Origin of the sequence: Aeromonas sp. 82P, from assembly GCF_051919365.1 — a bacterium.
In the GTDB taxonomy this organism is placed as follows: Bacteria; Pseudomonadota; Gammaproteobacteria; order Enterobacterales; family Aeromonadaceae; genus Aeromonas; species Aeromonas veronii.
Map to the genome: position 1 here is coordinate 3,567,627 of NZ_JBQBEV010000001.1, position 22,492 is coordinate 3,590,118.

The 22,492-nt window shown below is 58.1% G+C and carries 23 protein-coding genes; all 23 read right to left on the reverse strand.

Annotated features, from left to right (window positions below; all coding sequences use genetic code 11):
• Positions 1 to 6: 6 nt before the first annotated feature.
• Positions 7 to 747, reverse strand: coding sequence for a protein phosphatase CheZ (locus ACTG2S_RS16190; RefSeq protein WP_100653282.1), 741 nt, complete (start codon positions 745 to 747; stop codon positions 7 to 9).
• 12 nt (positions 748 to 759) lie between these two features.
• A complete protein-coding gene (gene cheY / locus ACTG2S_RS16195) occupies positions 760 to 1,131 on the reverse strand; it encodes a chemotaxis response regulator CheY (protein WP_005334709.1) in 372 nt (123 codons plus the stop codon).
• A gap of 123 nt (positions 1,132 to 1,254) precedes the next feature.
• Complete coding sequence (locus ACTG2S_RS16200; protein WP_019444723.1) at positions 1,255 to 1,974, reverse strand: RNA polymerase sigma factor FliA; 720 nt, start codon at positions 1,972 to 1,974, stop codon at positions 1,255 to 1,257.
• Positions 1,967 to 2,842, reverse strand: coding sequence for a MinD/ParA family protein (locus ACTG2S_RS16205; RefSeq protein WP_013723550.1), 876 nt, complete (start codon positions 2,840 to 2,842; stop codon positions 1,967 to 1,969). Before ACTG2S_RS16205 ends, ACTG2S_RS16200 begins: the two co-directional genes overlap by 8 nt.
• Before the next feature lies 1 nt (position 2,843).
• Positions 2,844 to 4,268, reverse strand: a complete 1,425-nt coding sequence (gene flhF, locus ACTG2S_RS16210) for a flagellar biosynthesis protein FlhF (protein WP_021229881.1) — start codon at positions 4,266 to 4,268, stop codon at positions 2,844 to 2,846.
• A 16-nt stretch (positions 4,269 to 4,284) separates the two neighbouring features.
• On the reverse strand, positions 4,285 to 6,387 hold the full coding sequence (gene flhA / locus ACTG2S_RS16215; RefSeq protein ID WP_005353675.1) for a flagellar biosynthesis protein FlhA: 2,103 nt from the start codon (positions 6,385 to 6,387) through the stop codon (positions 4,285 to 4,287).
• Positions 6,388 to 6,494: 107 nt separating this feature from the next.
• Positions 6,495 to 7,625 carry a flagellar biosynthesis protein FlhB gene (gene flhB, locus ACTG2S_RS16220; protein WP_150996454.1) on the reverse strand — a complete coding sequence of 377 codons (1,131 nt, stop codon included), beginning with the start codon at positions 7,623 to 7,625 and terminating at the stop codon, positions 6,495 to 6,497.
• Entirely contained in the window at positions 7,618 to 8,415 is a 798-nt protein-coding gene (gene fliR / locus ACTG2S_RS16225) for a flagellar biosynthetic protein FliR (RefSeq protein WP_058055733.1), read from the reverse strand. The genes flhB and fliR overlap by 8 nt, the downstream gene beginning before the upstream one ends.
• Complete coding sequence (gene fliQ / locus ACTG2S_RS16230) at positions 8,412 to 8,681, reverse strand: flagellar biosynthesis protein FliQ (protein ID WP_005334727.1); 270 nt, start codon at positions 8,679 to 8,681, stop codon at positions 8,412 to 8,414. Before fliQ ends, fliR begins: the two co-directional genes overlap by 4 nt.
• A gap of 25 nt (positions 8,682 to 8,706) precedes the next feature.
• Positions 8,707 to 9,480, reverse strand: coding sequence for a flagellar type III secretion system pore protein FliP (gene fliP / locus ACTG2S_RS16235; RefSeq protein ID WP_139730759.1), 774 nt, complete (start codon positions 9,478 to 9,480; stop codon positions 8,707 to 8,709).
• Positions 9,467 to 9,850 carry a flagellar biosynthetic protein FliO gene (gene fliO, locus ACTG2S_RS16240; protein WP_158109525.1) on the reverse strand — a complete coding sequence of 128 codons (384 nt, stop codon included), beginning with the start codon at positions 9,848 to 9,850 and terminating at the stop codon, positions 9,467 to 9,469. Before fliO ends, fliP begins: the two co-directional genes overlap by 14 nt.
• Entirely contained in the window at positions 9,847 to 10,239 is a 393-nt protein-coding gene (gene fliN, locus ACTG2S_RS16245; RefSeq protein ID WP_005298791.1) for a flagellar motor switch protein FliN, read from the reverse strand. Before fliN ends, fliO begins: the two co-directional genes overlap by 4 nt.
• A gap of 49 nt (positions 10,240 to 10,288) precedes the next feature.
• Positions 10,289 to 11,359: a flagellar motor switch protein FliM gene (fliM, locus tag ACTG2S_RS16250; RefSeq protein WP_005334736.1), complete on the reverse strand. Its 1,071-nt coding sequence runs from the start codon at positions 11,357 to 11,359 to the stop codon at positions 10,289 to 10,291.
• A 7-nt stretch (positions 11,360 to 11,366) separates the two neighbouring features.
• Complete coding sequence (gene fliL, locus ACTG2S_RS16255; protein WP_274161143.1) at positions 11,367 to 11,882, reverse strand: flagellar basal body-associated protein FliL; 516 nt, start codon at positions 11,880 to 11,882, stop codon at positions 11,367 to 11,369.
• A gap of 57 nt (positions 11,883 to 11,939) precedes the next feature.
• Positions 11,940 to 13,868, reverse strand: coding sequence for a flagellar hook-length control protein FliK (locus tag ACTG2S_RS16260; RefSeq protein ID WP_274161142.1), 1,929 nt, complete (start codon positions 13,866 to 13,868; stop codon positions 11,940 to 11,942).
• Between the two features lie 67 nt (positions 13,869 to 13,935).
• The gene (gene fliJ / locus ACTG2S_RS16265; protein ID WP_005334746.1) at positions 13,936 to 14,376 is read right to left on the reverse strand and encodes a flagellar export protein FliJ; all 441 of its coding nucleotides are present in this window, start codon (positions 14,374 to 14,376) and stop codon (positions 13,936 to 13,938) included.
• A 27-nt stretch (positions 14,377 to 14,403) separates the two neighbouring features.
• Entirely contained in the window at positions 14,404 to 15,735 is a 1,332-nt protein-coding gene (gene fliI / locus ACTG2S_RS16270; RefSeq protein WP_005334747.1) for a flagellar protein export ATPase FliI, read from the reverse strand.
• A gap of 52 nt (positions 15,736 to 15,787) precedes the next feature.
• On the reverse strand, positions 15,788 to 16,612 hold the full coding sequence (fliH, locus tag ACTG2S_RS16275; RefSeq protein ID WP_274161141.1) for a flagellar assembly protein FliH: 825 nt from the start codon (positions 16,610 to 16,612) through the stop codon (positions 15,788 to 15,790).
• 68 nt (positions 16,613 to 16,680) lie between these two features.
• Positions 16,681 to 17,742, reverse strand: a complete 1,062-nt coding sequence (gene fliG, locus ACTG2S_RS16280; RefSeq protein WP_005334749.1) for a flagellar motor switch protein FliG — start codon at positions 17,740 to 17,742, stop codon at positions 16,681 to 16,683.
• Positions 17,735 to 19,444 carry a flagellar basal-body MS-ring/collar protein FliF gene (fliF, locus tag ACTG2S_RS16285; RefSeq protein WP_274161140.1) on the reverse strand — a complete coding sequence of 570 codons (1,710 nt, stop codon included), beginning with the start codon at positions 19,442 to 19,444 and terminating at the stop codon, positions 17,735 to 17,737. Before fliF ends, fliG begins: the two co-directional genes overlap by 8 nt.
• A 62-nt stretch (positions 19,445 to 19,506) precedes the next feature.
• Positions 19,507 to 19,824: a flagellar hook-basal body complex protein FliE gene (fliE, locus tag ACTG2S_RS16290; RefSeq protein ID WP_005353687.1), complete on the reverse strand. Its 318-nt coding sequence runs from the start codon at positions 19,822 to 19,824 to the stop codon at positions 19,507 to 19,509.
• Positions 19,825 to 20,003: 179 nt separating this feature from the next.
• Positions 20,004 to 20,780 carry a beta cell expansion factor BefA gene (gene befA / locus ACTG2S_RS16295; RefSeq protein ID WP_279498568.1) on the reverse strand — a complete coding sequence of 259 codons (777 nt, stop codon included), beginning with the start codon at positions 20,778 to 20,780 and terminating at the stop codon, positions 20,004 to 20,006.
• A 213-nt stretch (positions 20,781 to 20,993) separates the two neighbouring features.
• Entirely contained in the window at positions 20,994 to 22,433 is a 1,440-nt protein-coding gene (gene pyk / locus ACTG2S_RS16300; protein WP_005362071.1) for a pyruvate kinase, read from the reverse strand.
• Positions 22,434 to 22,492 lie beyond the last annotated feature (59 nt).

Genomic DNA, 22,492 nt, shown 5'->3' on the forward strand with positions numbered 1-22,492 from the left:
ACTCCATTAGAATCCCAAGCTAGACAGCAGATCGTCCACATCATCCTGACCATTGACCACATCGGCACGAGCCTCGGGGTTCATGATAGGGCCCTCTGCTTCAATCCCGTTAACAGGAATACTACGAGTTGAATGCTCAGCAGAAGCCTCACCAAACATGGTCAGCATTTCTATTAATTTTGTTTCAACTTCCTGAACAAGCTTGATGACCTTGCGGATCATCTGACCTGTCAAATCCTGAAAATCTTGTGCCATCAGGATTTCTGTCAGCAGTTGCCGTAATTTATCGGCATCAGACTCTGAAGCCTTAATAAAATCATCAAGTTGGTGACATAAGGATTTGAACTGCCCCACGCTCATGTCACGAGACATCAGGGCATTCCAGTTCGGCATCACCAGCTGGATATTGTCATTCAGGCGATCCGCTATCGGCAAACTGGCTTCCACCGCATCCATTGTGCGATTGGCCGCTTTGTCGGTCATATCGATAACGTAGCTCAAACGCTCCCGAGCATCGGGAATGTCATGGGTAGCCAAATCGGGAATACGGGGATCGAGGCGAAATTCTTGAAGTGAATCATGCAGTTGTCGGGTCAGCTGACCTACTTTTTCAAACAGATCGGCTGCGTTGGGGGCACATACTTCGGCAAGCAGTTCATCGGCCAGCTCAAATTCGCCTTGCTCCAGATGAACAACAAGCATCCTTGCCTGGTCGAGCGAAATCATTGCTCTCGTTTTGGCCATCATCCCTGCAGCTCCTTAGCCAATTCGTTCGAAAATTTTGTCGAGTTTTTCTTTGAGCGTTGCTGCGGTGAAGGGCTTGACGATGTAACCGTTGACGCCAGCTTGGGCGGCTTCAATGATCTGCTCACGTTTGGCTTCAGCAGTTACCATCAGTACCGGCAGATGCTTGAGCTTCTCATCGACACGGATGGCTTTAAGCAGGTCAATACCTTGCATGCCAGGCATGTTCCAGTCGGTAACTACAAACTGAAAATCACCATTTTTCAGCATCGGCAGCGCTGTATTGCCGTCATCCGCCTCATGGGTATTGTTGAATCCCAAGTCGCGCAGCAAGTTCTTGATAATCCGGCGCATCGTTGAAAAATCGTCAACAATGAGGATTTTCATGTTCTTGTCCAAAATTCCCTCCTAAATAGCCACCAGAGTGGCTCACTTACATGATGCTAAAAACGGGTTGTGTCGTGCGGATTATGCCTTAGAGTTTCATCTCAGTGTAGCCAGTACAAACACTTATAGATGCCAATCTCTCAAACGAGCACGCAATCTGTGCATTGCCTGACTGTGGATCTGGCTCACACGCGACTCGCTGACATTCAAAACCTCGCCAATTTCACGCAAATTCAGCTCTTCATCGTAGTAAAGAGAGAGAACCAAAGCTTCTCTCTCTGGTAGACGACCAATTTGCTCGGATAATTGAATCTGAAATCGCTCGGCAGCCAATTCATCGAATCCCGAGCCTGAAGGAGCATCATCGGGGTTGCCGATCACATCCTCGCTGACCCCCAGATCCTCGATACCGATAATTTTGCCGCAGGAGACATCTTGCAGCATCGCATGGTAATCAGCGATGGAGACCCCCATCTCGGCAGCAACCTCGGTATCTCGCGCGTCACGCCCGTGAGTCTGCTCGACATTCTCGATCGCTTCTGCAATAGCCCGGCTGTTGCGATGCACAGAGCGGGGTACCCAGTCACCACGCCGGATCTCATCCAGCATGGCGCCTCGGATGCGGATCCCGGCATACGTCTCGAAGCTGGCCCCCTTGCTACCGTCAAAGTTGCGGGAGGCTTCAAGCAGCCCAATCATACCTGCCTGGATCAGGTCATCCAGCAAGACACTGCTGGGCAGGCGAGCCAACAAATGCTGGGCAATTCGCTTGACCAGGGGAGCATGACGCTCCACCAGCACGTAGGAATCCTGATGACGCAAGTACGCTTGGGCTTTATTCACGGGAACCTTCCTGTGTTGTGGCCGGTTTCTGCAACAAATTTTCCAGGAAAAACTCCAGATGGCCGCCCGGCTGGTTGGGCACCGGCCAGCTCGCAGCCTTGTTGGCAAGGGCCCGGAACGCCAGTGCGGCCGGCGACTTGGGAAACGCCTCGACAATCAGCTTCTGCTTGCGCACGGCGGCACGCAGATTGGTGTCATAAGGTACACAGGCAACCAGTTCCAGCGAGGTGTCGAGGAAACGATCCGTGACCCGGGTCAGTTTGGCAAAGAGCTCCTGCCCTTCGCGCAGACTGCGCACCATATTGGCCACCACCTTGAAACGAAACACACCGTGATCCTTGGAGAGGATCTTGATGAGGGCGTAGGCATCGGTGATGGAGGTCGGTTCATCGCAGACCACCACCATGATGTCTTGCGCTGCGCGGGTGAAGCTCAGCACCATGTCGGAGATCCCCGCAGCCGTATCCACCAGCAGGATGTCGACCTGGGTCTTCATTTCGCTGAAGGCACGGATAAGTTCGGCATGCTGCACCGGAGAAAGCTCGACCATGGACTGGGTGCCCGAGGTCGCAGGCACGATCATCATGCCGTATGGACCTTCGACGATGATATCGTCGATGGTGCATTCACCCGCCAGCACGTGAGAGAGGTTGCGATGAACCCGCAGCCCCAGCATGACGTCGACGTTGGCCAGACCCAGGTCGGCATCCAGCACCATCACCCGCTTGCCTTGGGCAGCCATGGCTCCGGCCACGTTCAGGGTCACGTTGGTCTTGCCCACGCCCCCTTTACCACCGGAAACGGCGATTACTTTTACTCGATTGTTTTGACGCATTTTGCGCAGACCACTCGCCTGATCCATATACATGTTACTCATAAAACTCCGAATCTTCGGCCTCGCCAAAGCCTGCGCCCCAGAAATAGGGCTCCTCTGTTTCTCGCTCCAGCGAGCCCATGGCAGCCCCGACGAGCTGCGCCGCATTGGCAACCTGAATATCTTCCGGAACCCTTTGTCCGTCAGTGATATAGCTGATGGGCAATGAATTCTGGATACACACGTTAATCACTTCGCCCAGATTCAGACTTTCATCCAATTTGGTAAGTATGCAGCCGCTTAATGGAATACGCCGGAAATGGTCAACCGCCTCCTGCATCACCCGACGCTGGGAAGTTGCCGACATCACCAGATAACTGCGGATCCGCACCTTGGCATTCTTGACCAGGGTATCGAGCTGCTCGGTCAGCCGGATATCCCGTTGGCCAACTCCAGCCGTATCGATAAGTACCAGCCGACGGTGGCGGAACTGATAAAGGGCATTGGCCAGCTCTTCTGCATCACGCACCTGCCGCACCGGACACCCCATGATGCGACCATAGGTCTGCAGCTGTTCATGGGCACCAATCCGGTAGTTGTCGGTGGTGATCAGCGCCACCTGCTCGGCGCCATACTTCATGGCGAAACGGGCCGCCAGCTTGGCAATAGTGGTGGTTTTGCCCACCCCGGTCGGGCCAAGCAGCGCCACCGCGCCGCCCTGACGCATGATCTCGTCCTCACTGATCTTGAGCTGGGCCGTCAGCACCTCGGCCAACTGGGCCATCGCCTGATGGATGGACATATCTTCGGGGATCAGTCCCGCCAGTTGATCGGCAAACGCATCATCAAAGCCCAGTTTCTTGAGCTCCTTGATCAACAGGGCCCGCATCGGTTCGCGGCGCTCCACCTCTTGCCACATCAGCCCGGAGATCTGGTGCTCCAGCAATTTACGGATGCTGGCCATCTCCTTGCGCATCCCTTCCATCTCCTGATCCCGCTGGGCAGGTTGAGGGGGGCGCTGGCCGGACGCAACCCGGGCTTTGGGCTTGGCAGGTTCGGGAGCTGCGCCCCACTGCCCCTGCTCGGCCAATGTTCTGGGCGCTGCATTGGCAGCGGCCAGCCCGGCCGATTGGGTATTGCCCATTGGCGCCCCGTTGCCCGGCTTGAGCTTCTGCTGGCGCGCCAGCAAGGCGGCCAGGGTATCGGCATAATGTTCGTTCTGCTCCTTCGCCGGCGACGGCTCGGGGCGGATCATCTGCCGTGCAGCAGACGAAATATTGACGCTCTCATCGTTCAGCTGACGGCGAACCGGCGCATCTTTGGGCCCCGGGACCTGGGATTGATAATCGACTGCGGCGACTATCTCTACCCCTCCGGTGACCTTCTTGTTGGACATGATGACGGCGTCAGGCCCGAGAGTCTCCTTGACCTCGGCCAGAGCCGTTCGCATATCCTTGGCAAAAAACCGCTTAATCTTCACCCGTCGTCTCCGCTAACTAGTTCTGCCCTACCGCACTGACGATGCGGATCTGCTTGTCGTCGGGCACTTCCTGATAAGACAGAACGCGCAATCCAGGAATGGCATTCTTGACAAATTTCGCCAGGGTATTGCGCAAGATCCCCGATGTCAGAAGCACGGCCGGTTGGCCTTCCAATTCTTGTCGTTGAGTGGCTTCCACCAGCGAACGCTGCATCCGCTCAGCCAGACCCGGTTCAATACCGGCACCATCACCGCCACCAGCCTGCAGGGATTGATGCAATATACGTTCCAATTCCGGCGCCAAGGTAATCACCGGCAGCTCGGGATCGGGGCCTGCAATCTCCTGCACAATCAGGCGACGCAGGGCAATCCGGCAAGCGGCCGTGAGCACTTCCGGATCCGGACTGCGCGGCGCGTATTCAACCAGGGTCTGCAGGATAGTGCGCATATCGCGGATTGGCACGCCTTCATTGAGCAAATTCTGCAATACCTTCACAAGGTTACCCATGCTGATCACTTCCGGCACCAACCCTTCGACCAGCTTGCTCTGATGTTTGCCAATCATATCGAGCAGTTGTTGTACTTCGTCATGGCCCAGCAGCAGAGCCGCATGGTTGGTCAGGATCTGGCTCAGATGGGTAGCCACCACGGTCGCGGTATCCACCACCGTATACCCCAGCGTCTGTGCCTGAGAGACCATCTCCTTGGCAACCCAGACCGCTTCCAGTCCGAAGGCGGGATCCCGGGTGGCTATCCCCTGGATCTGGCCGAACACCTGCCCCGGATTGATGGCCATCTCCTTATCATGGTAGACATTGGCCTCGCCGGTACTGACCCCCATCAAGGTGATGCGGTATTGGTTTGGCGCCAGATCCAGGTTGTCGCGAATGTGGACGGCCGGGACCAGAAAGCCCAGCTCTTGTGAGAGTTTCTTGCGCACCCCTTTGATCCGGTTGAGCAGTTCGCCCCCCTGATTGCGATCCACCAGCGGGATCAGCTGATAACCCACTTCCAGCCCGATGATGTCCACCGGCATCACATCATCCCAGCTCAGCTCTTTCTGCTCATGAGGTTGTTCGGCAGTGGCAGGCAGCAGCTCGCCCTTGGCCGCTTTGGCGGCAGCCAGTTTCTCGCGGCGCAGCAACCACCAGGCGCCAGCGGCGGCAAGAGCCCCCAGACTCAGGAAGGCGAAATGCGGCATCCCCGGCACCAGCCCCATCATCAGCAGAATCCCGGCCGAGATGATCAGCGCCTTGGGATTGTCAAACAGCTGGCCTAGTACTGCGGTACCCATGTCCTGATCGGTATTCTGACGGGTCACTATGATGGCGGCGGCGATGGAGAGCAGCAGGGAGGGGATCTGCGCCACCAGACCGTCACCGATGGCCAACAAGGTATAGATCTCGGCCGATTCGCTGAAGGTCAGCTGGTGCTGCATCATCCCGATGATGAAGCCGCCGATGATGTTGATAAAGAGGATCATGATGCCCGCAATGGCATCCCCTTTGACAAACTTGGAGGCACCATCCATGGAGCCGTAGAAGTCAGCTTCCTGGGTCACATCCTGGCGACGCTTCTTCGCCTCTTCCTGATTGATGAGGCCGGCGTTCAAATCGGCATCGATGGCCATCTGTTTGCCCGGCATCGCATCAAGGGTAAAACGGGCACTCACTTCCGCGATCCGCCCAGCACCCTTGGTAATGACCACAAAGTTGATGATCATCAGGATGGTGAAAACGATGATGCCGACCGCATAGTTGCCGCCGATCACCACGTTACCGAACGCCTCGATCACATGGCCGGCCGCCGCACTGCCATTATGACCTTCCAGTAACACCACCCGGGTCGAGGCAACGTTCAACGCCAACCGCAGCAAGGTAGCGAGCAGCAGTACGGTCGGGAAGGCAGCAAATTCGAGGGGGCGGCGGGTATAAACGGATACCAGCAGCACCACGATGGAGAGGGCAATGTTGAAGGAGAAGAGCACATCCAGCATCAGCGGCGGGATGGGTAACACCACCATGCCGAGCGCGGCCAATACCAGCAGAGGGGTGCCAAGGCCTTTGCCCAATACTCCCCGGTACTCTTTGAACTGGCCCAATACTGCCTTGAATTCCATCGCGCTTCTCAATTTCAACCTGCTGGTGCCAGATTAAAGCAAACATCAAGCCAATAATACAAGGCATTGAAATACAATGGGTTTATTTTGACTACGTCAGAACTTTGTCATTTTCGATATTCGGTCGGAATGGGGAGATCTTTAGCCAGCGGCTGGGGACGGCGACCCTGACCACGGCGGAATTTCTTGAGCTGGAAGACATAGGCGAGCACCTGGGCAACCGCCGCAAACAGCCCTTCCGGGATCTCGTGGCCCAGCTCGGTTGAGTGGTAAATAGCCCGGGTCAAAGCCGGTGACGGCATGATCGGGATCTCGTACTCTCTGGCGATCTCCCTGATCTTCATTGCAATTTCATCTGTGCCCTTGGCCACGACCTTGGGCGCGGCACCGGGTTTGCCCGCATCATACTTGAGCGCTACCGAGTAGTGGGTCGGGTTGGTGATCACCACATCGGCCTTGGGCACATCCCCCATCATCCGGCGCATCGCCATCTGCATCTGCAGCTGACGGATCTTGCCCTTTACCTCTGGCTTGCCTTCGCTGTCCTTGAACTCGTCCTTGACCTCCTGTTTGGTCATCTTGAGCTGACGCATGTGGTTCCACTGCTGGAACGGCACGTCGATGGCAACGATGGGAAGCAGGGCGCAGCAGAGGATGATCAACATCCAGAGAAACAACTCCAGCGCATCGATAATGCCGCCGGGAAATCCCTCCATTGAGAGGTTGAGCAGATGATTAAACTGACTGGATAGCATCCACCAGGCAAACAGGGTGATGAACACCACTTTGGCGATGGATTTGACCAGCTCGATCAGCGACTGCACCCCGAACATTCGCTTGAGGCCACTGAGCGGACTCAACTTGCTCATCTTGGGCATCATGGCTTCGGTGGAGAAGTTCATCCCCCCCATCAGGGTGTTGCCGATAAAGGCGGCAATCGCCACCAGCGCGAACAACAGCCCCAGCGGAAGAACCAGTTCCCCCAGCAGCGCCGGCAGCATGGCGATCATGGCGTTGGGATCGAAAGCCTGCTCCCTGTCCAGAGTAAAGCCCATGGTGACGACCTTGATCATGGCGGTCGCCAGCGAGCCCTTGAGCATCAACAGGCCAAAGACCGCCGAGAGCAGAACGCTGGCGGTCCCCAGCTCTTTTGAACGTGCAATCTGCCCTTTTTCACGGGCCTGTTGCAGTCGTTTGCCCGTGGGTTGTTCGGTACGTTCCTGGTCGGTATCAGCCATGAGCGCCCCCGAAGCACTGGGTGTTGATCAGCTCGCAGCTAACCTCCTGCACCCGCTCCCACATGATGTCGAAGTGACCGAGGAACCCGCCGATAGTGAGCCAGAGGATCAGCAGACCCGACATCATGCTGACCGCAAAACCGATACTGAAAATATTGAGTTGCGGCGCCGCCCGGGTCATGACACCAAAGGCGAAGTTGATTAGGAGCAAGGCGACGATGGCTGAGAGCGACATCACCAAAGCAGCCTGATACATCACACCCAGAAACGCACTCAGGGTTTTCATGGATGAAACCGAAAGACCGTGCTCGGAGACAGGCAGTGTCTCGAAACTAAGAATGACCAGCCGCAGCATCACCAGATGACCATCCAGCGCCAGAAACACCAGGGTCGCCAGCATCAGATAAAACTGACCGACCACGGGGGCCGACTGGCCATTCATCGGGTCCACCAGGGTGGCAAAACCCAGACTGGTCTGCATAGCGATGACCTGACCGGCCATCACGAAGCTCTCCATAAGAAACTGGGTCATCAGGCCGAGGGCAATACCGATGAGCAGCTGCTGGCCCAATACCAGAAAACTGCCGACAGAGAAGAGCTCGATAGGGGGCATTTTCGGAAGCAGCGGAGCAATCAGAAAGGTGATGGCCAAAGCCAGCCCCATCCGTACCCGCGCAGGAGCGAGACGGCTGCCGAATACCGCCATCACCATCAGCAGGCTGCTCACCCGCGCCAGCGGCCAGAGGATGGAAGACAACCACTCCATGATCAGAGCGGTTGTGTAGGTCATCCCACCACCTCGGGGATTTGATTGACCATCAGTATGAAGAAGTCCATCAGACTCTGCATTCCCCAGTGAGCACCAATTCCCAGGGCTAGCAGGGTCACGATAAGACGGGGCAGAAAGCTCAGGGTCTGTTCGTTGATGGAGGTGGCCGCCTGAAAGATGGCTACCACCAGTCCGATAGCGAGGCTGGGCAGGATCACCGCGCTGACCATGATATTGACCAGCCAGAGCGCCTCGCGAAAGACGTCGACAAAGGTTTCAGGACTCATGTTCGGGCTCCTTGCGCTCGACCGGCTAACCGGCACCCAGTCCGAAACTGTTGGCCAGTGACCCCAGAATGAGGTTCCAGCCATCCACCATCACGAACAGCATCAGCTTGAAAGGCAGCGAGACAATCATCGGCGAGAGCATCATCATCCCCATCGCCATCAGGATACTGGCGACCACCAGATCGATGACCAGGAACGGCAGGAACAGCATAAAACCAATCTGGAAGGCGGTCTTCAGCTCGCTGGTGACAAACGCAGGGATCAGCACCCGTAGCGGCACATCGGCAGGTTTCTCCACCTGCACGTTGGCGATCTCCATAAAGGTGTTGAGATCCTTGATCCGGGTCTGGGCCAGCATGAACTGGTGGATGGGCAACTCGGCCCGCTCCAGCGCCTCTTTTGTCTGAATGGTCTCGGCCAGATAGGGCTGCAATGCCTCATCATTGATACGATCCAGTACCGGCGACATGATGAAAAACGACATGAACAGGGCAATGCCGATCAACACCTGGTTGGAGGGACTCTGTTGCAGACCGATCGCCTGACGCAAGATGCCCAGCACAATGATAATGCGGGTAAACGAGGTCATCATGATCACCATGGCTGGCAAGAAGGAGAGCGCGGTCATCAGCGCCAGCACTTGCAGAGTCAGGCTGTACTCCTGAGAGCCATCCCCCATGGTCTTGACGGTCACCGCCGACATGGCGTCCTGTGCCAGCGCAGGCCAAGAGCAAAACAGTGGTATCAACAGGCTGACCAGCAGCCCCGTTTTCAGCCATAAGCCGTTAGCTTTTTTCATGCTTGCCCATCAATTTGCCAAGCTGCTGGGAAAACGCCTGCGGCTGGTTTTCATCCAGCGGCTCCTCCAGCCGGTAGAGAAAGTTGACCTGCTGCGGTGTTACGCCGACCAGTAGTTGCTGTTCGCCCACCTTGACCACCAGCAGCTTCTCTTTGTAACCCACCGGCAACGAGGCGATGACCCGCATCTGGCCGCCCCCCATGGCGGTCGCCAGCTTGCTCTTCTTGAGCAGAAAGCCCAGCACCAGAATGAGACCAATCACCATCAGACTGGAGAGCAACCAGGAGCTCAGACTAGGCACGTTGGCAGATGCCGCAGCTGTCTCGGCAAAGGCCGGAACAGGCAGCAATAACAACAGGAGGCGCATCATTTGAGCTTCTTGATCCGTTCAATCTGGCTGATGACGTCAGTCAGGCGAATACCGAACTTGTCGTTCACCACCACCACCTCGCCGTGAGCGATCAGGGTGCCGTTGACCAATACGTCCAGCGGCTCGCCAGCAACCCGATCCAGCTCCACCACCGAGCCCTGGTTCAGCTGCAACAGGTTGCGAATGCTGATCTGGCTGCGGCCCACCTCCATGGCGATAGTGACCGGAATATCGAGAATGGTGTCGAGCTTGCGACGCTCCTCGGCACTGATGGGGGCATCATCTTTCAACTCTTCCAGCGGGGCTGGCTTGGCTTCCGCCGTCACCTGCTCCTCCAGAGCCGCAGCCCAGGCATCAGCCATCAGATCCTCTTCCTCAGTTCCGCTCATCTTGTTTCCTTATGCTACTTCGTGACCGTTTACCGTAATAAACCGTCAATTATCGCTGTTGATCTTCGATACTGCGCTCGAGCTCTTCCAGCTCGGCCTCGCCATCAATTCGTACCCCGCCCCGGGTCACCAGATGCATCTCCGTCTTGACCCCTTCAGGACGTTTGAGCTTGTCGGTGATCTTGAGCGCCACATTATCCTTGGTGCGGCCCATCTTGGCGTGGAAAGTGGGCAAGTCCTCCACAAAAACCAGCAGATTTTCCGGCATATCGACCGGAATGATATCGCCGGGTCGCAGCTCCATCAGTTCACGCAGGGTGAGTTCGGTCTCCAGCAGCTTGGCCCGCAGCTCCACCTTGACGTCCATGATCTCGTCACGCAGCGCCTTGCTCCAACGTACGTCGGTATCCCCCTTGTCACTCTGCACACCGGCATCCAGCAGCTCGCGGATCGGCTCCAGCATGGAGTAAGGCATCGCCACGTGGAAGTCGCCACCGCCACCATCGAGCTCGATGTGGAACGAGCTGACCACGATCACCTCGGTCGGGCTGACGATGTTGGCCATTGCCGGGTTCACTTCGGAGTCGAGATACTCGAACCCCACGTCCATCACCGGCGCCCAGGCATCCTTGTAATCCTCGAATACCAGTTTGAGCAGCATCTGGATAATGCGCCGTTCGGTCGGCGTGAACTCACGCCCTTCAATCTTGGCGTGATAACGGCCATCGCCACCGAAGAAGTTCTCCACCAGAATGAAGACCAGTCGGGCCTCCATGGTGATGAGCGCCGTCCCCTTGAGCGGGCGGAAGCGCACCATGTTGAGACTGGTCGGCACAAACAGGGTATGAACATACTCGCCAAACTTGAGCATCTGTACGCCGTTGATGGAGACCTCGGCGGTACGACGCATCATGTTGAACAGGCTGATCCGCATATGGCGGGCGAAACGTTCATTCACCAGCTCCAGCGTCGGCATGCGACCACGGACGATGCGGTCTTGGGAGGAGAAGTCAAACTGGGCTACGCCGGGGTCTCCAGCGCCGCCTATCTCTTCCTCTTCGACATCATCGACACCGTGCAAGAGGGCATCAATTTCGTCCTGACTTAACAGATCGCTCACGCTTCACCTACTGCATTACAAAGCCGGTAAACAGCACTTGTTCGATAACGGGGGAAGAGACCAGGTCCTTGAGCACCCGACGGCACTCTTCCAGTGAATCCTTGCGCAGCTTCTCCTTGCCTTCAAAGGTCATCAGCTGTTCGGCACTGGCTGCACTGAATACCCGCAGCAAGGTGCCTTCAATCAGGGGGATATTCTGTTTGGCCAGCGTCTCGTCGGCGGTACCGCGCACCATCAGCTGGATCTTGATCTGCACCAGTCGATCCCGCTGGGCACCTGCGACGTTGAAGACAAAGGGGCGCGGCATACCGACATAGAGGGAAGGTTTAGGCGCTTCCTCTTTGGGTGCGGCCTCGGTACCTTCCGCCGCTTCAGCAGGCGGTTTATCGGAGCCGGAGAGCATCAGAAAGGCGCCAGCACCACCTCCGCCCAGCAAAATTACCACCAGGGCAATGATAATGATCAGCTTCTTTTTCTTGCCCGCAGCCGGGTCTTTTAGCGTCAACTCGTTATCGTCAGCCATCCCTTGTCCACCCTAGTCTCAAACTTGTTCGATATCATAAACTTACTCGGGATTGCATCAAGCATAGAAATCAATTCCGGAACCGTTTGTCGATTCCACCAGCAAACTGGGGTTGGAAGTGGTGAGTTCCCCTTCAACCAGCCCGTTACCGGACCGCGGCTGACCACTACTCTGACCTTGCTGACCCTGCCCGTTAAAGGTGGGCTGGCCCTGTTGCTGCTGTTGCTGCGACTGCTGCTGCACCTGCGTCTGGCCAAGCTGGATCCCCTGCCCTGCCAGCATGTCACGTAGCCGGGGCATCGCCTGCTCCAGCATCTCGCGGGTCTGTCCATGTTGTACCACAAAATGGACGTTTGCCTGGCTGTCGGCCCCCATCTGGATCTGGATCTTCATCTTGCCAAGGCCGAGGGGGTCGAGCTGAATTTCCGCCTGTTGCAGTTTTTCGGCCAGCATCACATTGACCTTCTGGTGCAATTCGGCAGGTGCTTCCTGACTGGCCAGTTTCAAATGGGGTAAATTCTGCGGCTCACGGCGCAGCGTCGTCTCAGCGGCGGGCGCCCGGCTATCGGCCACCTGTGGCTGAGTCTGGCTGTTCTGGCCATGCTGAACGGTCTGGCTCGGGCTGCTCTCGCCGCTAGATGTCGTCGCAACCAGGCTCTTCTCCGCCTCACCGGCCTTCGGTTTTACCTCAAGCGAAACCGCTTTGCGCACCTCGTCGGTGCCGGTCACTTCCATCTGCTTGATGCCGGCTGAAATAGTCGACAGCGGCGCTTGCGGCCCCTGAGATTCAGCCTGTGCCAACACCTGCTGCGGCGCCACCATCACGGGGGCGGCAGCACTATCGGTCTGAGCCATCGCATTTGTCGTTACGCTGCTCTGGGCTGCGGCACTTTCTGCGACACTCTGCGCCGTCCTCACGGGCGCCGAACTTTGATTAGCGGCGGTGGCTTGCTGCTGGCTACCCTCGGCGGCCCCCTTTTCTGCCCCCTTGCCAGCTACCCCACTTCCATCCACAGTTGCTGAGGTGGTTGCAGCGCCAGCTTCAGGCTGCTTGAGCCCCTCGCTGAAGGCCTTGAGCGCAGCCCCCTGAGTCGCGGCTTGCGTCGCCTGCCCCTTGTTAGTCAAAGCATTGCTGGCGGCGGGATCGGATTTGCTGTCGCCAGCCTCTTTTGCCGCGAGTGACTCCGCGGATTTGGCGGTGCTTGCCGACTCATCGACCGGCAGCACCTTGGCCAGCTGGGCCATCCGCTCTGCCCCCGTGAGGGGCTTGGTGTGCTTGCCATCTGCTCCGAGGGTTTCGCCCTTGGCAGAGGCTTTCTCCCCGGTCTGCCCATCCGCAGTGGTGGCGGCATCTTCACCTTCAGAGGAGAGAACGGCAGCAGAGGCATCGCCCTGCACCACCACTCGCGCCGCTGAGGACGATACGGTGGTTTCTGAAGTCGAATTGGCGGTCGTCGCCAGCGGCGACTGCGCCCCGGTCTGACCGGCAAGCTGGCTGGCAATTCTGGCAGCGGCAGGAGTCTGCTCGCTTTCATCAAGCGCAATCCCCTCCAGCTCACCCTCTTGCGGCAACGGATTGCCGTCTACCACAGTGGCGCTCTGTTGGGCTGCTACCGCCAGCTGGGGTGTCACTAGCGAGGTATCGAGCTTGAGGGAGTCTTGCAGACGCAGCAGAAAGTCGTTGGCAGGAACCTCCTCCACCTTGTTGTCGGCGTCAGAAGCCTGCTCCTTGCCGGTCTCCTCTTTGGGAGAGGCGCTCTCGGTCGCCAAAGATTTGGCTGATCGGACATGGTTACCGCCCTGAGTGGCCTCGGCGGCGCCCTGTTCGCTGTTCCGGGCCTTGGCAATCAGGGTGGCGAAATCCCCCTTACTGTCGCTGCCGGTCCCACCATCGATGCTTTTGCTCTCGACGGAACCGCTCAGAGGCGCTTTATCCAACCCGTTGGCCGCAGCCGAAGGCGTTTGTGTCAACAGTGTCTGCATCATGATGGGATCCCTGAATTCTGGTGGCCCCCAAAAAGATGGCCGCCGACAATGTCCATATCAAAGCAAGTTACAGGCCAGATTGATGAAAGCGTCGCAACATGGCGTACTCATCCAGCATCTTCTGCTCCTGACGCTGGGCTTTCTGCTGCTCGCGGCTCGCCTGCTTCTCCAGCAACAGCTCCACCGCCTTGCGCCGCTGCTGGGCCGCCAGCCACTCTTCACGGCGCTGTTCCAGCGCCTGACGCACCTGCAACACCCCTTCGTACTGCTGGGTCGCTGCCTGTTCGAGCTTGTTGATAAAGGCGTGATACTGGGTATTTTGCTGGGGCGAAATCCCCTGCAGGCCGCGATCGGTCCACTGCTGGTGATAGATCTGGCGGTACTGGTTGAGGGCATTTTGCTGATCCATGAACAGCTTGAGATCCTGCTGCGCCTTCACCAGTGCCAGCGCACACTGCTGCTCCGCCTCCACCAGCCGATCGGCCAACAATACCAACCCTTTACTCATCGTCGACCTCTCTGTTACCGACCATCATCAGCGCATCAATGGCATCGCCACCATCTGCAAGGCTTGCAGGCCATCATCGTAGTGAATGACCTCGCGCATCCCCTGCTGCAAGAACTGATCCAGATAGGGTTTTTGAATGATGGCGCGGTCGATGCGCGGATCGGAACCCTGACTGTAGGCGCCGATGGTGATGAGATCCCGGTTCTGCTGATAGAGGGAGTAGAACTGCTTGAGGGTGCGCGCCAGATCCATATGTTCCGGCGAGGTGACCATGGGCATGACCCGGCTGATGGACTTCTCGATATCGATAGCCGGATAGTGGCCCGCATCGGCCAGCTCGCGCGACAGCACTATGTGGCCATCGAGGATCGCCCGCGCCGCATCGGCAATGGGATCTTGCAGGTCATCCCCCTCGGTCAGGACGGTGAAGAAGGCGGTGATGGAGCCCTGGCCGTCACTGCCGTTACCCGCACGCTCCACCAGCGCCGGTAATTTGGCAAATACCGAGGGCGGATAACCCTTGGTCGCTGGCGGCTCGCCCACCGCCAGCGCGATCTCACGCTGGGCCTGGGCATAACGGGTCAATGAATCCATCAAGAGCAACACGTTGAGCCCCTGATCGCGGAAATACTCGGCGATGGCAAGCGCCGTTTCACATCCCTTGAGCCGCATCAGCGGCGAGGCATCAGCGGGAGCCGCTACCACCACGGAGCGGGCACGGCCCTCCTCTCCCAGAATGTCTTCGATAAACTCTTTCACCTCCCGGCCCCGTTCACCGATGAGGCCGACCACCACCACATCCGCCACCGAGCCACGGGTCATCATGCCAAGCAGCACCGATTTACCGACACCGGAACCGGCAAACAACCCCATCCGCTGGCCCTGACCGACCGTCAGCACGGCGTTGATGGCGCGCACCCCCACGTCCATCGGCTGATGGATCGGGCGGCGAGAGAGCGGGTTGATGCGGTGCTGGGCAAACTGCACGGTCTGGGAGGAGAGAATGGGGCCGAGGCCATCGAGTGGCTGACCGATGCCGTCGATGACCCGACCAAGCAGGTTCATCCCAACCGGAATGCCGTGCTCTTCGGTGATGGGCACCACCCGGGCACCGGGGATCACCCCCTTGAGCTGCTCGCTCGGCATCAGATAGAGGCGATCGCCAGAAAAACCGACCACTTCAGCCTCCAGCGTCCCATCAAGGGTATCGATGCGGCAGAGGGCACCGATAGCGGCACGGCAGCCGATGGCTTCGAGGGTCAGCCCCACCACCCGGGTCAATTTGCCGGCGACCGGCGGTTTGGGGGCGCTGTCGCGTACCTTGTACCCTTGCAAACGGTTCAGTAGCGAGCCGCTCATCTGGCCTCCTGAGAGCTAAAAAGTGCAGCCGGACGGCAACGTCCGGCATCGGTTATGGGCGTGAGTCCTGCGAAGCCGGTTTCTGCGACGCATTGTCCCGCAAGAAGTTGCGCAGCAACTGATCGATGCGCCCGGAGAGGGTCAAATCGATGCTGGATAGCTCGGTCGCCAGTTGCAGATCGCCGGGGGAGAGGGTGGGATCGCTCTGCAATCGCCAGTGGCGCTTGGCGCACTCTTCGGGGCCAAATGCCTGTTCGATTCGCGCTATATCGTCGGGATGCAACATCAGAGTCACCCCCTGTTCGGCGGCAGGCAGCAAGGCCAGCCCCTCTTTAAGCGCCTCCAGCAGAATGCGGGGGGAGGTCTCCGCTTCGTGACGAATCAGCGCGCGGGCCAGTTGCATCACCAGCGAGACCAACTGCTGCTCCACCGCCTGATCCAGCTCGTTAAGCGGATTGGCAAGGCGCGCGGCGAGCCCCTGCCAGTGGGCGATCTCCTGCTCCACCAGCTCGCGGCCCATAGCCAGCCCCTCCTCGCGCCCCTGTTCGAGACCGGCAGAATGACCCTGTTGCAATCCTTCCAGCTTGCCCTCTTCCATTCCCTTGGCATAACCGGACTCGCGCCCCTCAGCCATCCCCTCTTCCCAGGCGGCCTGACGGATCGCTTCAAGCTCTTCGGCGGTGATGCTGGGGGTCGGCTCCTGTTCGGGCTCCGGCTCCACCACCTCCTCTTCCTGCTGATACCAGTCAGGGGCCAGGCCAAGAGCATTGGTAGGCGCTCCCGCCTCTACCTCGACCTCCATCTCGGGCCAGCCCCAGGTCTCAACCCGGGCATCATCACCCTCGGGGCGCACATACCCACGCAGTTTGTTGTTCATGCTTTGCGCGGCTCCTCACCACTGCCTGATGCGGGCTTGGCATCGCGGTTCTGTTTATGGGCCATGGCTTAGAGGAACTCCTCGCCGCCACCGGCGCCCAGCATGATCTCGCCGGCATCCGCCAGACGACGGGCGATGGAGAGGATCTCTTTCTGGGCCGCTTCCACTTCGGAGACCCGGATCGGCCCCATGGCCTCCAGATCGTCCGCCAGCATTTCGGCCGCCCGTTTGGACATGTTCTTGAAGATCTTCTCGCGCATCTGATCGTCGGAGCCCTTGAGGGCGCGTTGCAGCAGATCCCCCGGCACTTCCCGCAGCATGGTCTGGATGCCGCGATCGTCCACATCGATGAGGTTTTCGAACACGAACATCAAATCCTGGATCTGCTGGCTCATCTCTTCGTCCGACTCGCGGATGGAGTCCATCAGCTGGCCTTCGATATTGGTATCCAGATAGTTCATGATGTTGGCGGCTGCCTTCAGGCCGCCCATCTTGGCTGCCTGGGCACCGGCCGCACCGGCAAACTGTTTCTCCATGATGTCGTTCAACTCTTGCAGTGCCGCCGGTTGTACCTCTTCGAGGTTGGCGATACGCATCACCAGATCGAGGCGCACCTGCTCCGGGAACTGGCTCAGGATCTCGGCGGATTGCTCCGGCTCCAGATAGGAGAGCACGATAGTCTGGATCTGCGGGTGTTCGTTCTGGATGATGCTGGCCACCTGACGGGCATCCATCCACTTGAGCGAATCGAGGCCACGGGCGCCGGAACCGAGAATGATCTGATCCACCAGATTGCTCGCCTTGTCCTCGCCAAGGGCCGCCACCAACGCCTTGCGCACGAAGTCTTCGCTGCCGATACCGATGTTGGTGTACTTCTGGATATCGTCGATGAATTGACGGTGCACCGCCGCCACCCGATCGTGACTGAAGTCGGACATGGAGGCCATCGACATACCGAGCCGCTGCACCTGCTTGGGCTCGAGATGACGGAAGATCTGGGCGGCATCCTCTTCATTGAGGCTCAGCATCAACACCGCAGCCATCTCCATTCCCGACATCTGGTCGAGGATCTGGCGCTGACTGTCGGTGATGTCATTGCCGGTGACTTGACTCTTCTTTTCTTCAGGCATCTTTGTTCGTTACCCATTCTTTAATGACCTGAGCGGCCAGATCCGGCTCGTTCGCCACCAGCGCACGTACCGCCTTGAGCAAGTCTTCATCACGGTGCAGATCCGGCAGTTTCAGCTGGCCATCGCGGACACCAAATACCTGATCGTTCTCGACTTGTGCTGACAGCAGACTCAACTCGTCGTCGCCACCCAGTACGGTGTGGTTGTCGAAATCCACTTCCCCTTCCGGTTTGGCATCCGGGTAGAGCAGTCGCTTGAGCATGGGGCGAACCACGGTGACGATCAAGACGATGATCACCAGTACCGAGGCGGCAATCCGCACCGCACGCCAGAACCAGGGCTGATCGTAGAGCGGCACCTCGGCCACGGTATCCAGCTCTGGGCGATTGAACGGAATCGCGATCACCTCAAGGGTATCACCACGGGTCACATCAAAGCCAAGGCCACCGCTCAGCAAACGGCGCAATGTATCGAGTTCTGCCTGGGTGCGCGCCTCACGAGTCACGGCCCCGTCGGCACCGGGCACCGCTTTGTAATCCACGGCAACCGAAACAGTCATGCGGCGAATGCCACCCATTTGGCGACGGGTATGGCTGACGGTGGTATCCAGCTCGAAATTGCGGGTCGCCTCTTTGCGGGAACGGCCCGAAGCAGCAGCGCTGGCACCATCACCACCGGTCGCCTCCTCGGGAATATTGGAGGCGGCAGGGGGCTGGTTGGAGAGGGCGCCGGGCACACCACCGTTGCTGCCGCTGGCGCTGTTCTCTTCCATGGTCATCTCGGAGCGCACTGCAGGCAGGTCCGGGTTGTAAGTCTTGCGGGTCTGCTCCTGCTGGGAGAAGTCGAGGGAGAGATCCACTTCCGCCGTATAGTTGTCGGCCCCCAGCACCGGGATCAGGATGGCGTCAATTTTTTGTTTGTACTCCAGCTCCTGCTTCTGCTGCATGGCAAACTCTTTGCGAGTCTGGGCCGAGATCGGGTCTTGCGAGCCGGAGTTGAGCAGGCGGCCATTCTGGTCGGTGACGGTGACGCGGGTCGGCTCAAGGCCATGGACGGCGGAGGCCACCATATCGACGATGGAGTCCACCTCCCCCTGCCCCAGCGCCGCCCCTTTCAGGTTGAGCACTACGGTGGCACTAGGTTTGCGTTCGTTGCGGGCAAACACGTTGTCTTTCGGGATAGCCAGCAGCACCTGGGCCTTGGCCACATTCTGGAACTGCTCGATGGCGCTCGCCAGCTGGCGCTCGCGGCTCAGCTTCAGACGTTCGCTCTCCATTCGCTGACTGACGCCGAAACTGGAATCTTTCAGCAGGATATCTTCACCACCGATGCTGCTATCGGTGGCATTGGCAAGACCGGCACGGGTCAGGGCCAGCTGGATAGTAGGGTAGCTTTCGGCGTTGACCAGCACGCTCTTGCCATCTACCTCGTAGGGGATCTTCTGCTGATCGAGGAAATCGAGAGTCTTCACCAGCTCCTGGGTGGTGTAGGTGCCGAGGGGACGCATGTCCGGCTCCTTGCCCCACAGCAGGATAAACACCGCAATGGCCAGACAGATGGCAAGCCCCAGGATCAGGGTGATTTGCCGCAGCACATCGGTGTTGGACAGGAAGCCCAGCGCCGAACTCTTCTGCTCATTTTCATCGAGGGCGGCGGTGCCCTCATCGTTTATCAGCAGATCGCCATTTTGGTCAGTAGCCACGATTTATGTCCTTATTGCTGACATGTTCATGATGTTCAGTCGTCATGGTTTATTGGCGTCGCTTATACCGGCATGTTCATGATGGTCTTGTAGGCATCGACCATCTTGTTGCGCACCTGTACCGTGGCTTCAAAGGCGATGGAGGATTTTTGGCCCGCGATCATCACCTCGGCCAGATCCACCGACTTGTCGCCCATGTCGAAACGGGTACGCAGATCATTGGCGGCGCCTTGCAGCTCGTTGACGTTGCCAAGCGCCTGTTGCAGCAGCAGACCAAAGTCGGAGGTTACCTGACGACCGGGTTGTGCCAGCGGCGTTGCGCCTGCTTCGATCTTGAGCGCCTGCATCTCTTGCATCAGGCTGCTTGCACTAATTTCCATTTTCCATCCCCAGACAAATCATTGACGCTGGCATGCAACAAGCAATTAGAGTGCCAATCAGATAAACATCATGCTAGGCAAGGGGTATTACGGGGTCATCAGCAGGATAAAATGTGTAAAAAACGAGCTCTACTGCCGGTAGTGGAACCTTGGTACGTAACCGGCAGAGGCGGGTCACCTTATTGAGTCAAGTCCTTGTCAATCCAGTACTTGGAGCCGGAAATATTGGCATCGAGCAGCAGGCCCTTCTCACCAATCTGGTAGATGGCCATGCCGCCATTGTATTTGGCGGTCAGCTCAGCGCTCTCCTTGCCGGCCACCACGCCCACTTCGGAGGTGGCTTCCCACCCCTGGGTCACGAAGGCATCGAATCTGGCCTTGTCTTCAAACAGGATCACCTGCTGATAGAACTTGCCGCCAATCCCGGCCGCCAGACCCGCACCAAACATCTTCATATAGGTGTGCTTGCCGGTTTTGCGATTGACTGCCACCCCGGCCCCCTGATTGGTATGCAGCATCAGGGAGAACTTGCGCGAATCGAACACCGCATAACCATAAGCCTTGTCAAACAACAACTTGGCTGATGGCTGCTCGTTGAACAACCGGATCAGCGCAGTGTCGGCCATGGTATTGATCGCGATCCTCGCCTCTTTCGCCGTCTTGGGGTTGAGCATCTCGTTGAGCTCCTTGTCGGCTGCCTTCAGCCACTCCTTGCCGGTCGCGATGCTCTTGTCGGTCCAGACCCCGGCGGTATTGAACGCCTCTTCACCCCATGCAGAGATGGAAGCCCAGCTCTTCTTGGAGAAATCGCTGACATCCTGCCACACCTCCTTGCTGGTCTCGCTCACTGCCGCTCCCAGATCGGACGCTGCGGCCTTGAGCTTGGCCCAGTCGGCATAACAGGGTGAGAAGGCCAGACTCAGTGACAAGGCCAGCAACCAGTTACGCTTGTTCATTTTTTCACTCCCGTATTGTCGAGTGTCTGGGTTACCTGAGACGATCACCTACAACAGGCTACCCGCTGAAAATCACTCCCGCATTATCGGAAGGGGAATCCGGTTAAGCAATCATTGAGTCCTGTTTATACCGCCACAGCCCGACAGCGGTTAACAAAAAGGCTGCTCATCAAAGAGGAGCAGCCTTGTTAAGCACAGTAAAACCGGACGGGCTTATTCGACCATCATCACCTTACAGGTGTTGGTACTACCCACGGTTTCCATCTTGTCACCGTGAGTCAGCAGCACCATGTCACCGCTCTGCAACAGCCCCTTCTCCTTGAGCACGGCCAGCGCGTCGCGGCACACTTCGTAGACCGGTTTGGTCTCGTCACCGTCAAACATCACCGGAGTGACGCCACGGTAGAGGTTAGTCCAGGCCAGGGTCTTGTTGTGGGGAGACATAGCGAAGATCGGCAGACCGGAGCTGATACGGGACATCAGCAGCGGGGTGGTGCCGGACTCGGTCAGTGCCACGATCGCCTTCACCCCTTCCAGGTGGTTGGCCGCATACATGGTGGACATGGCTACCGCTTCTTCAACGGAAGTGAAGGTGTAGCTCATGCGGTGGTTGGAGACGTTCAGGCTCGGGTGCTTCTCGGCACCGACACAGACGCTTGCCATGGAAGTCACGGTCTCGATGGGGAACTGACCGGCGGCAGTCTCGGCGGAGAGCATCACCGCATCGGTACCATCCAGCACGGCGTTGGCCACGTCCATAACTTCTGCACGAGTCGGCAGCGGCGCATTGATCATCGACTCCATCATCTGGGTAGCGGTGATCACCACACGGTTGAGACGACGGGAGTGGCGAATCAGCTTCTTCTGTACGCCAACCAGCTCGGGGTCACCGATCTCGACACCCAGATCGCCACGGGCAACCATCACGGCATCGGAACCGAGGATGATGTCTTCCATCGCCTCATCGGTGGCGACGGTTTCGGCGCGCTCAACCTTGGCCACGATCTTGGCATTGGAACCGGCTTCGCGGGCCAGCTCGCGGGCGTAGCGCAGATCATCGCCACAGCGCGGGAAGGAGACAGCCAGATAGTCCACATTCATGCGGGCAGCGGTCTTGATGTCTTCCTTGTCTTTCTCGGTCAGGGCCGGAGCGGAGAGACCGCCCCCTTTCTTGTTGATGCCCTTGTTGTTGGAGAGCGGCCCGGCCACGGTCACCGTGGTGTGAATGCGGGTGCCTTCAACCTGCTCGACCTTCAGCTGTACACGGCCATCATCCAGCAGCAGGATGTCGCCCTGTACCACATCGTCTGGCAGGCTCTTGTAGTCGATACCGACCTGCTCCTGACACCCTTCACCCTTGCCGAGTGCCGCATCGAGAATGAACTTGTCACCGATGGCCAGATAGATTTTGCCATCCTTGAAAGTGGAAACACGGATTTTCGGGCCTTGCAGATCACCCATGATGGCGACGTGACGACCGAGCTTGGCAGCAATGTCACGCACCTGATTGGCGCGCAGGATATGGTCTTCAGCAGTGCCGTGAGAGAAGTTCATCCGCACCATGTCGGCGCCGGCGCGGATGATCCCTTCGAGGATCCCTTCGCGGTCGGTAGCCGGACCGAGTGTGGTTACAATCTTTGTACGTCTAGGCATGAAAGACTCCAATATGAAGTTGATATGACTTGAGATTCTGCCCCATCAAGCCCATGGCT

What these genes read in the sequence shown, in the direction of transcription:
- fliO (WP_158109525.1), bottom strand. Translation starts at nt 9,850, where the DNA reads ATGATGCGCCTCCTGTTGTTATTGCTGCCTGTTCCGGCCTTTGCCGAG.
- fliL (WP_274161143.1), bottom strand. Translation starts at nt 11,882, where the DNA reads ATGGCTGACGATAACGAGTTGACGCTAAAAGACCCGGCTGCGGGCAAG.
- pyk (WP_005362071.1), bottom strand. Translation starts at nt 22,433, where the DNA reads ATGCCTAGACGTACAAAGATTGTAACCACACTCGGTCCGGCTACCGAC.
- fliQ (WP_005334727.1), bottom strand. Translation starts at nt 8,681, where the DNA reads ATGAGTCCTGAAACCTTTGTCGACGTCTTTCGCGAGGCGCTCTGGCTG.
- fliE (WP_005353687.1), bottom strand. Translation starts at nt 19,824, where the DNA reads ATGGAAATTAGTGCAAGCAGCCTGATGCAAGAGATGCAGGCGCTCAAG.
- fliH (WP_274161141.1), bottom strand. Translation starts at nt 16,612, where the DNA reads ATGAACAACAAACTGCGTGGGTATGTGCGCCCCGAGGGTGATGATGCC.
- flhB (WP_150996454.1), bottom strand. Translation starts at nt 7,625, where the DNA reads ATGGCTGATACCGACCAGGAACGTACCGAACAACCCACGGGCAAACGA.
- flhA (WP_005353675.1), bottom strand. Translation starts at nt 6,387, where the DNA reads ATGGAATTCAAGGCAGTATTGGGCCAGTTCAAAGAGTACCGGGGAGTA.
- fliI (WP_005334747.1), bottom strand. Translation starts at nt 15,735, where the DNA reads ATGAGCGGCTCGCTACTGAACCGTTTGCAAGGGTACAAGGTACGCGAC.
- fliJ (WP_005334746.1), bottom strand. Translation starts at nt 14,376, where the DNA reads ATGAGTAAAGGGTTGGTATTGTTGGCCGATCGGCTGGTGGAGGCGGAG.
- fliR (WP_058055733.1), bottom strand. Translation starts at nt 8,415, where the DNA reads ATGACCTACACAACCGCTCTGATCATGGAGTGGTTGTCTTCCATCCTC.
- befA (WP_279498568.1), bottom strand. Translation starts at nt 20,780, where the DNA reads ATGAACAAGCGTAACTGGTTGCTGGCCTTGTCACTGAGTCTGGCCTTC.
- fliP (WP_139730759.1), bottom strand. Translation starts at nt 9,480, where the DNA reads ATGAAAAAAGCTAACGGCTTATGGCTGAAAACGGGGCTGCTGGTCAGC.
- ACTG2S_RS16205 (WP_013723550.1), bottom strand. Translation starts at nt 2,842, where the DNA reads ATGTATATGGATCAGGCGAGTGGTCTGCGCAAAATGCGTCAAAACAAT.
- fliN (WP_005298791.1), bottom strand. Translation starts at nt 10,239, where the DNA reads ATGAGCGGAACTGAGGAAGAGGATCTGATGGCTGATGCCTGGGCTGCG.
- fliG (WP_005334749.1), bottom strand. Translation starts at nt 17,742, where the DNA reads ATGCCTGAAGAAAAGAAGAGTCAAGTCACCGGCAATGACATCACCGAC.
- ACTG2S_RS16260 (WP_274161142.1), bottom strand. Translation starts at nt 13,868, where the DNA reads ATGATGCAGACACTGTTGACACAAACGCCTTCGGCTGCGGCCAACGGG.
- cheY (WP_005334709.1), bottom strand. Translation starts at nt 1,131, where the DNA reads ATGAAAATCCTCATTGTTGACGATTTTTCAACGATGCGCCGGATTATC.
- ACTG2S_RS16190 (WP_100653282.1), bottom strand. Translation starts at nt 747, where the DNA reads ATGATGGCCAAAACGAGAGCAATGATTTCGCTCGACCAGGCAAGGATG.